Source organism: Xanthobacter sp. NM-59 (genome assembly GCF_021401125.1).
Taxonomy (GTDB): Bacteria; Pseudomonadota; Alphaproteobacteria; order Rhizobiales; family Xanthobacteraceae; genus Xanthobacter.
Genome location: NZ_JACBFQ010000001.1, coordinates 1 through 12,620, shown reverse-complemented (window position 1 = coordinate 12,620; position 12,620 = coordinate 1). Strand labels below are relative to the sequence as shown.

General features: G+C 66.9%; 7 protein-coding genes and 2 riboswitches. Of the genes, 5 read left to right on the top strand and 2 right to left on the bottom strand.

The window, feature by feature from the left end:
• Positions 1 to 10: 10 nt before the first annotated feature.
• Together L0966_RS00035 and L0966_RS00030 are read right to left on the bottom strand one after the other, a co-directional pair.
• On the bottom strand, positions 11 to 241 hold the full coding sequence (locus L0966_RS00035) for a hypothetical protein (protein ID WP_234049803.1): 231 nt from the start codon (positions 239 to 241) through the stop codon (positions 11 to 13).
• A gap of 195 nt (positions 242 to 436) precedes the next feature.
• Entirely contained in the window at positions 437 to 2,086 is a 1,650-nt protein-coding gene (locus L0966_RS00030; RefSeq protein WP_255684169.1) for an isocitrate lyase, read from the bottom strand.
• Between the two features lie 141 nt (positions 2,087 to 2,227).
• Here L0966_RS00030 and L0966_RS00025 point away from each other — a divergent pair, with 141 nt between their 5' ends.
• From L0966_RS00025 to L0966_RS00005, 5 genes are all read left to right on the top strand, one after another.
• Positions 2,228 to 3,643 (top strand): short-chain fatty acyl-CoA regulator family protein, encoded by a 1,416-nt coding sequence (locus tag L0966_RS00025; protein WP_234049802.1) that lies wholly within the window; start codon positions 2,228 to 2,230, stop codon positions 3,641 to 3,643.
• 53 nt (positions 3,644 to 3,696) lie between these two features.
• A riboswitch (cobalamin riboswitch) is annotated at positions 3,697 to 3,896 on the top strand.
• A gap of 106 nt (positions 3,897 to 4,002) precedes the next feature.
• Entirely contained in the window at positions 4,003 to 6,339 is a 2,337-nt protein-coding gene (gene metE, locus L0966_RS00020) for a 5-methyltetrahydropteroyltriglutamate--homocysteine S-methyltransferase (RefSeq protein ID WP_234050777.1), read from the top strand.
• 118 nt (positions 6,340 to 6,457) lie between these two features.
• Positions 6,458 to 6,653, top strand: a riboswitch (cobalamin riboswitch).
• A gap of 106 nt (positions 6,654 to 6,759) precedes the next feature.
• Complete coding sequence (locus L0966_RS00015; RefSeq protein WP_234049801.1) at positions 6,760 to 9,609, top strand: ribonucleoside-diphosphate reductase subunit alpha; 2,850 nt, start codon at positions 6,760 to 6,762, stop codon at positions 9,607 to 9,609.
• 20 nt (positions 9,610 to 9,629) lie between these two features.
• Complete coding sequence (locus L0966_RS00010; protein WP_234049800.1) at positions 9,630 to 10,766, top strand: ribonucleotide-diphosphate reductase subunit beta; 1,137 nt, start codon at positions 9,630 to 9,632, stop codon at positions 10,764 to 10,766.
• A gap of 151 nt (positions 10,767 to 10,917) precedes the next feature.
• Positions 10,918 to 12,267 (top strand): FAD-binding oxidoreductase, encoded by a 1,350-nt coding sequence (locus tag L0966_RS00005; protein ID WP_234049799.1) that lies wholly within the window; start codon positions 10,918 to 10,920, stop codon positions 12,265 to 12,267.
• Positions 12,268 to 12,620 lie beyond the last annotated feature (353 nt).

Genomic DNA, 12,620 nt, shown 5'->3' with positions numbered 1-12,620 from the left:
CGGGGCCATTTCACGCGGCTCCGCCAGCTGCGGGCTCACGCACCAGCGGGATCATCTGGTCGCCCCAGGCGCCGGCCCCGTCATGGTGGCGTGAGACCCGCACCAGCTCCACCGAGACACCGGAGGCCACCGCCCGCTGGATCGCCTCGTTCACCCGGTGCACGGCATCGGCCACGCGATTGATGGCGCGCTCCCGCTCGGGCAGCTCCGGCGCCATGACGGCCTTGAATTCGGCATTCATGCTCGATCCTCCTCGGTCGATGCTGTTGAGGATGAAAAGGGGTGAGGGGCGCCTTTCCGGCAAAGCCCGGAACCGCGGGGCGGGCCGCCCCTCACCCAGCCTTCTCCCTGCCGGGCGGCGGGCTGCCACGGCCGCACCGTCCGGTGCGCGGTCAGGTGCCGCCTTCCGCGCCGGGAGAGGGAACGTGGCGGGAGGTCACTCCGCCGCGAACTGGTTCATGGTGTTGGCGTGGCCACCGGCCTTCAGCGCCCGCTCGCCACCCACCATCTCCTTGAAGGTGTCGCCGAGGTTCGAACCCACTTCGTGCTGGTGCCTCACGGCCGAGACACCGCGCCGGATCTCCTCGCGCTGCACCGTGTTCACGTAGGCCTTCATGCGGTCCGGGCCGAAATAGCCGTGGCTCAGTTCGTCCATGCTCTTCGCGGTGAGATGGAAGGTGGGCAGCGTGATGAGATTGTGGAACACGCCCGCCTCGCGCGAGATGTCTTCCTGGAACCGCGCGAGGCGGGCATCCGCCTCCTGGCCCAGGGGATCGTCGTCGAGCTTGGCGGACATGAGCAGCGCTCCGTCGGGATAGCTCTCCGCCCCGGCGCGGCCCTGCGCGATCCAGTCCGCCCGCACCTGCTTGCGCAGATTCAGCGTCCAGTTGAAGGAGGGCGAATTGTTGTAGGTGAGCTTCGCGCCCGGCACCACCGCGCGGATCTCGGCCACCATGGCCGCGATCTCCTGCACATTGGGCGTATCGGTCTCGATCCACAGAAGGTCGGCGCCACCCTGGGTGAGGGAGGCGATGCAATCCTCGATGACCCGTGCACGGCCCGTGCCGTCCTGAAAGGCGAACAGTCCGTTGGCGAGGCGCACCGGGCGCACCAGCGCGCCGTCCAGCACGATGGCAAGCTCCCCTTCCCGCAGCGGATCGGCGGCGGTGACAGGGGTGGTCTTCAGCCACTTGGTGTACTGGCTGGCGAGGTCGCCGGGACGCTGGCTGACCGGAATCTTCTGGGTGAGACCGGCGCCCAGGCTGTCGGTGCGCGCAACGATGACGCCCGCTTCTACCCCCAGTTCCTCGAAGGCCAGGCGGCAGGCGCGCAGCTTCTCGATGAAATCCTCGCGCGGCACGGTCACCTTGCCGTCCTGGTGGCCGCACTGCTTGGCATCAGACACCTGGTTCTCGATCTGCAGGCAGCAGGCGCCCGCCTTGATCATCTCCTTCGCCAGCAGATAGGTCGCGTGCTCATTGCCGAAGCCGGCATCAATGTCGGCGATGATGGGCACCACATGGCTCTCGAAGCCGTCAATGGCCGCGATGGCCTCACGCTCGGCCGCCACATCCCCCTTGGCGCGCGCCGCCTTCAGGGCCTTGAACAGGTCGTTCATGGCCACTTCGTCGGCCTGACGCAGCGAAACGTAGATCTCCTCAATGAGATCCACCACCGAGGTCTTTTCGTGCATGGACTGGTCAGGCAGATGGCCGAAGCGGTTGCGCAGGCCCGCCACCATCCAACCGGACAGGTAGACATACGCCCCCTTCACCGTGCCCCTGAGGCGCTTCACCGACTTGATCATCTGCTGGGCATGGAAGCCGGACCAGCAGCCCAACGACTGGGTGAAACGGGAGGGGTCGGCGTCATAGGCGGCCATGTCGGCGCGCATCACCTGGGCCATGGCGCGGGCGATGTCGAGATGAGTGCCGAAGCTGTTCTGCAGGCGCAGCTGAATGATGTCGTCCACGCTCACGCCGCCCGGCGCCACGCCATCGGGAAAGCGCGCCTTCAGTTCGGCGGCGAGTGCGGCGTAGCTCTTGCGCTGGCCCATAGGGTCTTCCTCTTCGCGTTCTTCAGTCATGCCGCCAGCCGCGAATTTTCTTGCGGCAGGATCGTTTCCTCACAATATTTGCCGCCGACACGGTGCGGAATGACTGAAAATGCGTGGATTTGCGATGCTTAACTCGCCAATTTGCAAATCTTGCGAATGCGAAGGACAGCCATGAAGAAGACCTTCGTCGGCGTGCGGCTCAAGCGCCTGCGGGAAGAGCGCGGACTCACCCAGCTGGCGCTCGCCCAGGCGCTCGGCCTGTCCGCGAGCTATCTCAACCAGCTGGAGAAGAACCAGCGGCCCCTCACGGTACCCGTGCTGCTGAAGATCAACGAGATCTTCGGCGTGGACGTTCAACTGTTCTCGGAGGGCGAGGAAGGCCGCCTGATCGCCGACTTGCGCGAGGTCTTCACCGATCCGCTCAATGGCGAGCGGGTGAGCCTTGCGGAGCTGAAGGAGGTGGCCGCGGCCATGCCCGCCCTGGGCCGCGCCGTGGTGGCGCTGAACCGGCGCTGGCGCCACGCGCTGGAGCGGGCCGATGCCATGGCCGGCGAACTGGGCCTGGGCTCCGGCGGCGTCGCCACGCTCGCCACGCCCATGCCCTACGAGCAGGTGCGCGACTTCTTCTACGCCCACCACAATTACTTCTCTGATCTGGATGAGGTGGCCGAACAACTGGCCGAGCGCGCGGGCCTGGTGCCCGGCGACATGGCGGAAGGCCTTGCCCGCCACCTGGAGGCCCACCACGGCGTGCGAGTGGCGCGGGTGGAGGATGAAGGCCAGCGCCGCTTCCTGCCCGCCGAGCGGGTGCTGCGCCTCGCGCGTGGGCTGGAGGACGGCCAGCGGGCCTTCCAGATGGCCACCCAGCTCGCCTTTCTGGAGCAGGGCCCGCTCATCGACCGGCTGGCGAACGAAGCCGCGCGCGGAGTGAAGGAAACGCGGGCGCTGGCGCGCATCGGCCTTGCCAACTATTTCGCGGGCGCGCTGCTGATGCCCTATGCGGCCTTCCTGACCGCGGCCGAGCGGGAGCGCTATGACATCGAGCGGCTGGGCCGGGCCTTCGGGGTGGGGTTCGAAACCACCTGCCACCGCCTGAGCTCGCTGCAGCGGCCGGGGTCGCTGGGCGTGCCCTTCTTCTTCATCCGCGTGGACCGCGCCGGCAACATCTCCAAGCGCCAATCGGCCACCGACTTTCACTTCTCCCGCGTCGGCGGAACCTGCCCGTTGTGGAACGTCTACGAGGCTTTCGCCCAGCCGGGGCGCATCCTCACCCAGGTGGCGCAGATGCCGGACGGGCGCGCCTATCTGTGGATCGCCCGCACCGTGCACCACGGCACCGGCGGCTATGGAGCTCCGGGCAAGACCTTCGCCATCGGCCTCGGCTGCGACATCCGCCATGGGGGGCGGCTCGTCTATTCACGCGGGCTGGCGCTGGACGATCCCGCCGCCGCCACCCCCATCGGCGCGGGCTGCAAGGTGTGCGAGCGCCCCGCCTGCCCGCAGCGCGCCTTCCCCCTCATCGGCCGCCCCCTCGCCGTGGACGAAAACCGCAGCGTCTTCGCACCCTATGCGGCTGGAGAGCGATAAATTACGATATAAGCATGTCGTTATATGATGCTTGACAGAGGGTCCGTCGCAGGACAGATTTCCAATGTCGAGGTTCTCCGGCCTGCCTTCTGGTGCCGGAGCTAAGAGGGAAGCCGGTGCAAGGCCGGCGCTGCCCCCGCAACTGTCAGCGGCGAGCCGAGGTCCATTCACGTCACTGGGCGCGAGCCCGGGAAGGCGGACTTCAGGTGACGACCCGCGAGCCAGGAGACCTGCCCCGGCAAAATCGTCCTCGGGCGGGGTGTCCCGGTGTGCGCTGCAGGCTCCACCGGCTGTCGCCGCGCGGGGACCTCACGCCTGCCGTCACGGCCTGCCCACAGCAGAAGGGCTTTGCAGCCGTGATGTCATCCACCATTCCCGTCGCCACACTCGGCACGCCGCGCATCGGGGTCCGCCGCGAGCTGAAGATGGCGCTTGAAAGCCATTGGGCGGGCAGAACCTCTCAAGCCGATCTCCTGGCCACCGCCGCCGCTCTGCGCGCGCAGAACTGGGCGCGCCAGAAGGCTCGCGGCGTCTCCATCATCCCGTCCAACGATTTCTCGCTCTACGATCAGGTGCTCGACACGTCCGTGATGGTGGGCGCCATTCCACCAGCCTATGGCTGGAGCGGCGGCCCGGTTCCGCTCGCCACCTATTTCGCCATGGCGCGAGGCAGCGAGGGCGCGCGAGACGCGGGCTCCTGCGGGCATGCACACGCGGATGAGGGCAACGGCGTGCCGGCCCAGGAAATGACGAAGTGGTTCGACACCAACTACCACTACATGGTGCCGGAATTCGCCCCTGACCAGCGATTCACCCTCGCCTCGCTCAAGGCGCTTGAGGAATACCGCGAGGCCAAGGCGCTGGGCTATCAGACGCGCCCCGTGCTGCTTGGTCCCGTCACCTTCCTGAAGCTCGGCAAGTCAAAGACGCCGGGCCTTGATCCGCTGGTGCTGCTCGGCAATCTCCTGCCCGTCTACACCGACATGCTGCGGCGGCTGGTGGCCAATGGCGCGGAATGGGTGCAGATGGACGAGCCGTGCCTGGTGCTCGATCTCGACGAGGCGACGCGCGACGCATTGCGCCGGGCCTACGCCGCCTTCGCGCGGGCGCTGCCCCACCTGAAGATCATGCTTACCACCTATTTCGGCGCGCTCGACGACAATCTGGACACCGCCCTTTCCCTGCCCGTCGCCGGCCTCCACCTCGACCTTGCCCGCGCGCCGGAACAGCTTGAAACCGTCGCCGCGCGGGCCCCACGGGGGCTCGTGCTGTCGCTCGGCGCCATTGACGGGCGCAACATCTGGCGGGCGAACCTGCCCGGTCTGGTGGAGCGGCTGAAGGCCATCGTCTCCCGGCGCGGAACCGATCACATCCAGATCGCGCCTTCCTGCTCGCTGCTGCACGTGCCCATCGACCTGGAGCTGGAGGGCGATCTGGATGGCGACCTGAAGTCCTGGCTCTCTTTCTCGCTTCAGAAGATGGACGAGCTCGGCGTGCTCGCCTCCGCCCTTTCCGGCGAGGGGCACAAGGTGAAGGCGGCGCTTGACGCCTCGGCCGCGGCCGCAGCCGCCCGCCGGGCCTCGCCCAAGGTTCACGATGCCGCCGTCGAGGCACGCGCCGCCGCCGTCTCGCCCTCCATGACCCACCGCTTGAGCCCGTTCGTCCAACGCGCCCAGACGCAGAGGCAGCGCTTCGGCCTGCCGCTCTTCCCCACGACGACCATCGGCTCGTTCCCCCAGACCGCCGAGGTCCGCCACGCCCGTTCCGCCCATGCGAAAGGGACGCTGAGCGAGGAGGCCTATGGCCAGTTCCTGCGCGAGGAAACCGCCCGCGCCGTGCGCTGGCAGGAGGAGATCGGCCTCGACGTGCTCGTTCATGGCGAGTTCGAGCGCAACGACATGGTGCAGTATTTCGGCGAGCAATTGTCCGGCTTCGCCTTCACCCGGCATGGATGGGTGCAGAGCTACGGCTCCCGCTGCGTGCGCCCTCCCATCATTTTCGGCGACGTCTCGCGCCCGCGCCCGATGACGGTGGAGTGGTGGCGCTATGCCCAGTCCCTCACTTCCAAGCCGGTGAAAGGCATGCTCACCGGGCCTGTGACCATCCTCAACTGGTCGTTCGTGCGCGATGACATCGCGCGCAGCGCCACCTGCCGGCAGATCGCCCTTGCCATCCGCGACGAGGTCCAGGATCTGGAGGCGGCAGGCGCCGCCATGATCCAGATCGACGAAGCGGCCCTGCGCGAGGGGCTGCCGCTGCGCCGCAGAGCCTGGCGCGCCTATCTCGACTGGGCGGTGGAGGGTTTCCGGCTGTGCTCCTGCGGGGTGCGGGATGAAACGCAGATCCACACCCACATGTGCTATTCGGAGTTCAACGACATCATCAATGCCATCGCCGCAATGGATGCCGATGTGATCTCCATCGAGACCGCGCGCTCGAAGATGGAGCTGCTCGATGCCTTCCGCAGTTACAAATATCCCAATGAGATCGGGCCCGGCGTCTACGACATCCACTTGCCCCGCATCCCGGCCGTGCCGGAGATGACGGACCTTCTGGGCCTCGCCCGCCGGCGGCTCGACGACGGGCAGATCTGGGTCAATCCCGATTGCGGGCTGAAGACCCGCAAGTGGGAGGAGGTGCGCCCCGCCCTGGTCAACATGGTGGCCGCCGCCCGCGCGCTGCGCGCCGAAGGCTGATGTCCACACAGGAGCGGCCGTCGCGGGCGTGCCACGCCTGCGACGGCCCTCGGCAGAACCGCCCCTCGCGAACAGGGGACATTCCACGCCATATATTGACAGCCGCACGGGCCTCGTCGCTACATGTAGCCGTCACGGTCTCTCGACTCGAAAGAGCGAGAGCGAAGAGGGAAGCCGGTGCGATGCCGGCGCTGCCCCCGCAACTGTAAGCGGTGAGCCAAGGTCCATCCATGCCACTGGGCGCAAGCCCGGGAAGGCGGACTTCAGGCGTTGACCCGCAAGCCAGGAGACCTGCCGTGACACAGCTAACGTCCTCGGGCGGGGTGTCCCGGTGGATCGCATTCTTGGCGTCGCGGGCCCGCCCCGCGCCCTTTTGCGACCGCTTGGCCTTTGCCCCCAACCATTTGGGGTTCAAGGCAAATGTCTCTTTCCCTTCAAGCCGGCCCGGCCCTTTCCAAGGCCTTCACTTCCAGTGAACCGCCAGCAGCGCGCACAGCCGAGCCGGCCTATCAGGTCATCCGCCGCAATGGGGCGGTGACGCCGTTCGATGCCGGCAAAATCGCGGTGGCGCTCACCAAAGCGTTCCTGGCGGTGGAAGGCGGCCATGCAGCCGCCTCGCGCCGGGTGCATGAGATCGTCGCCGAGCTCACCGGGCAGGTGGTGGCCAACCTGACCCGCCGGGCCGACGCGGGGCGCACCTTCCACATCGAGGACATCCAGGACCAGGTGGAACTGGCCCTCATGCGCGGCGAACGCCACAAGGTGGCGCGCGCCTATGTGCTCTATCGCGAGGACCGCGCCAGGGAGCGCGCCGCCGCGCAAGGCGCCAGCGCCGGGGCAAGCGCCCCGCAGCTGCACGTGCGCGGCACCGACGGCGCGCTCGTCCCCCTTGACGCGAAACGGCTGGAAATCCTGGTGCGCGAGGCCTGCGCCGGGCTCGATGGCGTGTCCCCCGCGCCCATTCTCGCGGAGACCCGGCGCAATCTTTACGACGGCATTTCCCATGCGGAACTGGCGCTGGCGCCCATCCTGGCCGCCCGCACGCTGATCGAGACCGAACCGGACTATTCCAAGGTCACGGCCCGCCTGCTCACGGACAGCCTGCGGCGCGAGGCCCTCAGCTTCGTGCACAACCGGCCCGACCAGGCGACCCAGGCGGAGATGGCCGACCGATATGCGGATTACTTCCCCGCTTATGTGAAAGCCGGCATCGCGGCCGACCTCATCGACCCGGAGCTCTGGCAATTCAACCTGCCCCGGCTCGCCGCCGCCCTGAAGCCCGAGCGCGATCTTCAGTTCGACTATCTCGGCCTGCAGACCCTTTATGACCGCTACTTTCTCCATGTCGACGGCACGCGCTTCGAGCTGCCCCAGGCCTTCTTCATGCGCGTGGCCATGGGACTCGCCCTGCGTGAGATCGACCGGGAGGCGCGGGCGATCGAGTTCTATGATCTGCTGTCGTCCTTCGATTTCATGGCCTCCACGCCCACATTGTTCAATGCGGGCACACCGCGCCCGCAATTGTCGTCCTGCTTCCTCACCACCGTGGCGGACGACCTGGACGGCATCTTCAAGGCCATCCGCGACAATGCCTTGCTCGCCAAATATTCCGGGGGCCTGGGCAATGACTGGACGCAGGTGCGCGGGCTCGGCGCCCATATCAAGGGCACCAATGGCGAGAGCCAGGGCGTCGTGCCATTCCTGAAGGTGGCGAATGATACGGCCATCGCCGTCAACCAGGGCGGCAAGCGCAAGGGCGCGGTGTGCGCTTATCTCGAAACCTGGCACGTGGACATCGAAGAATTCCTCGATCTGCGCAAGAATACCGGCGATGACCGCCGCCGCACCCACGACATGAACACCGCCAACTGGGTGCCGGACCTGTTCATGGAACGGGTGGAAGCCGGCGCCGACTGGACGCTGTTTTCCCCCGACGAGACTCCGGACCTGCACAACCTTTACGGCAAGCCCTTCAAGGCGGCCTATGAGGCCTATGAAGCCAAGGCGGCGCGCGGGGAAATGCGGGTCTGGCGCCAGGTGAAGGCGGTGGAGCTGTGGCGGCGCATGCTCACCCTGCTGTTCGAGACCGGGCACCCCTGGATCACCTTCAAGGACCCCTGCAACCTGCGCTCGCCGCAGCAGCACGCGGGCGTGGTCCACTCCTCGAACCTGTGCACGGAGATCACCCTCAACACCAGCGCCGACGAGGTGGCCGTGTGCAATCTCGGCTCCGTGAACCTGGCGGCCCACGTGACGCGCGAAGGCCTGGACGTGGACCGGCTCCGGCGCACGGTCGCGACCGCCATGCGGATGCTCGACAATGTCATCGACATCAACTTCTACACCATCCCCGAGGCGCGGCGCTCCAACCTGCGCCATCGGCCGGTGGGGCTCGGCCTGATGGGCTACCAGGATGCGCTGGAACACCAGCGCCTGCCCACAGCCAGCGACGCGGCCGTGGCGTTCGCCGACATCTCCATGGAAGCGCTGAGCTATTTCGCCATTTCCGCGTCCGTGGATCTCGCCGAGGAGCGCGGGCGCTACGCCTCGTTCGAGGGCTCTCTGTGGTCGCAGGGCATCCTGCCCGTGGACAGCCTGGACCTCCTGGCGGCCGCCCGCGACGGGCACACGGAGCTCGATCGCTCGGCCCGCCTCGACTGGGCGGGGCTGCGCGAGCGGGTGATGGCGAAGGGGATGCGCAATTCCAATGTCATGGCCATCGCCCCCACCGCGACCATCTCCAACATCGTCGGCGTATCCCAGTCTATCGAGCCCGCCTACAGCCAGCTTTATGTGAAGGCGAACATGTCCGGCGACTTCACAGTGGTGAACGCGAACCTGGTGCGCGACCTGAAAAGCCGCGGCCTGTGGGACGAGGTGATGATCTGCGATCTCAAATATTATGACGGCATGGTCAGCGCCATCGACCGGGTGCCCGAGGATCTGAAGGCGCTTTATGCCACCTCCTTCGAGATCGCGCCGGAATGGCTGATCCGCGCGGCGGCGCGGCGGCAGAAATGGATTGACCAGGCCCAGTCCCTGAACCTCTACATGGCCGAGCCTTCCGGCCGAAAGCTGGATGAAGCCTATCGCCTGGCATGGCGGCTGGGGCTGAAGACCACCTATTACCTGCGCTCACGCTCCGCCACCCATGTGGAAAAATCCACCCTGCGCGGCACCGACGGCAAGCTCAATGCCGTCACCCCCATCCTCGTTGGCGCACCCAGCGCGTGCTCCATCGCCGATCCCGCCTGTGAATCCTGCCAGTGAGCGCAGAAGGAGCCCTGACCATGCTCGACTGGTCCGATCCGCAGGCCCTCGTCACCGCCCCTCCCACGCACGGGGTCCGCGAGCCTCACCCTCTGGCATTGAGCGACGCCACCGGCCTTGGCGCCATCGACCGTGGCGCCGGCCGGGTGAGCGTGGATGAAAAGCGCATGCTCAACGCGCGCGCCGACGTGAACCAGATCCTGCCCATGAAGTACAAATGGGCATGGGAGAAGTATCTTTCCGCCTGCAACAACCATTGGATGCCCACCGAGGTGTCCATGCAGGCGGACATTGCGCTGTGGAAATCCCGCGATGGCCTCACCGCGGACGAGCGGCACATGGTGAAGCGCAATCTCGGCTTCTTCGCCGCCTCCGAAAGCCTGGTGGCGAACAACATCGTGCTCGCCATCTACCGCCACCTCGCCAATCCCGAATGCCGGCAATACCTGCTGCGGCAGGCCTTCGAGGAGGCGGTGCACACCCACACCTTCCAATACGTCGTGGAAAGTCTTAGCCTCGACGAGGGCGAGCTGTTCAACATGTATCGGGAGGTGCCCTCCATCACCGACAAGGCGGCCTGGGCGCTGGCCTACACCCAGAACCTCTCCGATCCCGCCTTCGCCACCGGCACGCCGGAGACGGACCAGGCCTTTCTGCGCGATCTCGTCGCCTTCTACGTGGTGTTCGAGGGTATGTGGTTCTATACCGGATTCGCGCAGATCCTCTCGCTCGGCCGGCGCAACAAGATGGTCGGTGTCGCGGAACAATACCAATACATCCTGCGCGACGAGAGTATTCACCTGAATTTCGGCATCGACGTCATCAACCAGATCAAGGTGGAGGCTCCCCACCTCTGGACCACCGCCTTTCAGGAGGAGGTGCGCGCCATGCTCAAGGCCGCCGCCGAGCTGGAAGCCGCCTATGGGCGCGAAACCATGCCGCGCGGTCTTCTGGGGCTGAATGCCGCGCTGTGCGAACAGTATATGCACTTCATCGCCAATCGCCGCTGCGCCCAACTCGGCCTCGCGCCTGTCTTCGCCGAGGCGGAGAATCCTTTTCCCTGGATGAGCGAGGCCATGGACCTGAAGAAGGAGAAGAATTTCTTCGAAACCCGGGTCATCGAATACCAGAACGGTGGCGCCCTCGCCTGGGACTGAGGGTTTGCGCCCCCACCCCGCGCCAAGGCCTTTCCAGCGCTCCGCCGGGCGGGCTTGTTTTCTGCATGGACAACAAAGTTGCCTACACAGAAACGCGGCGCTAGGAAGGTTGTCTGCGAATTCGGCACCGCGCGGCGGAAAGGCGCACATCATGAGCGAGGCTGCGGCACACCCCTCCCTGGACGCACTGGCGCGCGGCGCGGTGCCGCCCGGCGCCTCACTCACCTTCGCACCTTATTGGTGGGAGGCCGCGCCGAGGGCCGGGACGCAGCCGGAGCCCCTGCCGGATGAGGCGGACGTGGTGATTGTCGGCTCTGGCTTCACCGGCCTGTCCGCCGCCCTCACCCTGCTGCGCAACGGCCGCCGGCCGCTGGTGCTGGATGCCGGCGTGCCCGGCTTTGGCGCCTCCACCCGCAATGGCGGCCAGGTCGGCAGCGGCAATCAGAAGTTCCGCGTGAAGCATCTCATCGCCCTGCGGGGCCGCGCGAAGGCGGAAGCGCTGCTGCGCGAAGGCGTGATGATGCTAGAGCACATCGCCGGGCTCATCGATCGGGAAGGTATCGAATGCGGCTTTGCCCGCAGCGGCCGTTTCCGCGGTGCCATCCGCCCCGAGCATTACGAATCCATGGCCCGCGACATGGAGGACCTGAAGGCGGTGGCGGGGGTCGAGAGCTTCATGGTGCCCCGCGCGGAGCAGCACCGGGAAATCGGCACCGACCTGTTCCATGGCGGCTCGGTGCTGCCCGACGATGCGAGCCTTCATCCCGGCCTCTACCATCACGGCCTCATGGCGCGGGTGATCGCGCTGGGCGGACGTGTGCACGGCGCGGCGCAGGTGAAGCGGCTGCGGGCGGAGAACGCCGGCTTCACCCTGTCGACGGCCCGCGGCGCGGTGCGCTGCCGTGATGTCCTCATCGCAACCAATGGCTATACGAGCGGGCTGGTGCCGGAGCTCGGCCGGCGCATCGTGCCCGTGGGCTCAGGCCTGATCGCCACCGGAGAAATCCCGCCGGAGCGCTTCGCGCCGCTGATGCCGGCGGGCCGCGTCTATGGCAACACCAACCGCGTCTTTTCCTATTTCCGCGCGCCGCCGGGCGAACGCCGGATCGTCTGGGGCGGCCGCGTGGGGCGCCTCGCCCCGGCGGGCACGCCCGGTGCCTATGCCCACCTGGCGCGGGACCTGCTGAAGACCTTCCCGGCTCTCGGCGACATCCCCGTGACCCATGCCTGGGAGGGGCGCATCGGCTACACTTATGACGAGGTGCCCCATCTCGGCCGCACCAAGGACGGCGTGCATTTCGCCATCGGCTATTGCGGCACGGGCGTCTCGCGCTCCACCTATTTCGGGCACAAGGTGGCCCTGCAGCTCATCGGCTCCGCGGAAGGCCGCACGGCGTTCGACGACCTCGCCTTTCCCCCATTCCCGCTCCAGCCCGTGGCGGCCCAGGCCGTGCCGGTGGTGGAGACCTGGTATCGCATCCGCGACGCCCTGAACGTGTGAGGCCAACTGCGCCGCGCAGGACCCAGGTCCGATCGACATTTAAGAGGCACGTTCCCTCTCCCGCTTGCGGAGGAGGTTGAGGGGGCAGCAGAACCGCCTTAGCCGGGAGCGCCTCAGTGGCGCAGAGACCGGAGATTCAAGGCTTTCGAGATTTTCGAAGCGCTGCCCCCTCGCCTCTCGACCGGGGGCCACCTCCCAACATTTCGCCCCGCCCCAGCCCTCCCCCGCAAGTGGGAGAGGAGCCGCGCTATGAGGCGTGTGGCGGTAGTGGGGTATAGCGGCGCCGCATGTGCTGAATGTCGATCGGCCCTAACACTACTTTGGCAGAATCAGATTGGCGGTCTCCAGATGGC

Bases quoted from the DNA above. Each gene is read 5' to 3' on its own strand.
- L0966_RS00035 (WP_234049803.1), bottom strand. From the start codon at position 241: ATGAATGCCGAATTCAAGGCCGTCATGGCGCCGGAGCTGCCCGAGCGG.
- L0966_RS00015 (WP_234049801.1), top strand. From the start codon at position 6,760: ATGTCTCTTTCCCTTCAAGCCGGCCCGGCCCTTTCCAAGGCCTTCACT.
- L0966_RS00010 (WP_234049800.1), top strand. From the start codon at position 9,630: ATGCTCGACTGGTCCGATCCGCAGGCCCTCGTCACCGCCCCTCCCACG.
- L0966_RS00025 (WP_234049802.1), top strand. From the start codon at position 2,228: ATGAAGAAGACCTTCGTCGGCGTGCGGCTCAAGCGCCTGCGGGAAGAG.
- L0966_RS00030 (WP_255684169.1), bottom strand. From the start codon at position 2,086: ATGACTGAAGAACGCGAAGAGGAAGACCCTATGGGCCAGCGCAAGAGC.
- L0966_RS00005 (WP_234049799.1), top strand. From the start codon at position 10,918: ATGAGCGAGGCTGCGGCACACCCCTCCCTGGACGCACTGGCGCGCGGC.
- metE (WP_234050777.1), top strand. From the start codon at position 4,003: ATGTCATCCACCATTCCCGTCGCCACACTCGGCACGCCGCGCATCGGG.